The following is an 820-nucleotide window of genomic DNA, read 5'->3' on the forward strand; positions in this document are numbered from 1 at the left end:
GGCACTGTTGCAAATAGTCGGTGGTGATAAACTTATCATCCCCTTTTGCTGATGGAGCTGCACATGAACCCATTCAAAGGCCGGCATTTTCAGCGTGACATCATTCTGTGGGCCGTACGCTGGTACTGCAAATACGGCATCAGTTACCGTGAGCTGCAGGAGATGCTGGCTGAACGCGGAGTGAATGTCGATCACTCCACGATTTACCGCTGGGTTCAGCGTTATGCGCCTGAAATGGAAAAACGGCTGCGCTGGTACTGGCGTAACCCTTCCGATCTTTGCCCGTGGCACATGGATGAAACCTACGTGAAGGTCAATGGCCGCTGGGCGTATCTGTACCGGGCCGTCGACAGCCGGGGCCGCACTGTCGATTTTTATCTCTCCTCCCGTCGTAACAGCAAAGCTGCATACCGGTTTCTGGGTAAAATCCTCAACAACGTGAAGAAGTGGCAGATCCCGCGATTCATCAACACGGATAAAGCGCCCGCCTATGGTCGCGCGCTTGCTCTGCTCAAACGCGAAGGCCGGTGCCCGTCTGACGTTGAACACCGACAGATTAAGTACCGGAACAACGTGATTGAATGCGATCATGGCAAACTGAAACGGATAATCGGCGCCACGCTGGGATTTAAATCCATGAAGACGGCTTACGCCACCATCAAAGGTATTGAGGTGATGCGTGCACTACGCAAAGGCCAGGCCTCAGCATTTTATTATGGTGATCCCCTGGGCGAAATGCGCCTGGTAAGCAGAGTTTTTGAAATGTAAGGCCTTTGAATAAGACAAAAGGCTGCCTCATCGCTAACTTTGCAACAGTGCC

Annotated in this window: 1 protein-coding gene; it reads left to right on the forward strand. The window is 52.4% G+C overall.

Going from position 1 to position 820, the window contains the following annotated elements; all coding sequences use genetic code 11:
- Nucleotides 1-63 precede the first annotated feature (63 nt).
- The gene (locus ACNQ0W_RS25240; RefSeq protein WP_001067855.1) at nt 64-768 is read left to right on the forward strand and encodes an IS6-like element IS26 family transposase; all 705 of its coding nucleotides are present in this window, start codon (nt 64-66) and stop codon (nt 766-768) included.
- The last annotated feature ends 52 nt before the right edge of the window (nt 769-820 follow it).

Origin of the sequence: Enterobacter cloacae complex sp. 6730903 (assembly GCF_048283985.1) — a bacterium.
Taxonomy (GTDB): domain Bacteria; phylum Pseudomonadota; class Gammaproteobacteria; order Enterobacterales; family Enterobacteriaceae; genus Enterobacter; species Enterobacter hormaechei_C.

Excerpts from the sequence above, each read along its gene's own strand:
- ACNQ0W_RS25240 (WP_001067855.1), top strand. The coding sequence starts at position 64 with ATGAACCCATTCAAAGGCCGGCATTTTCAGCGTGACATCATTCTGTGG.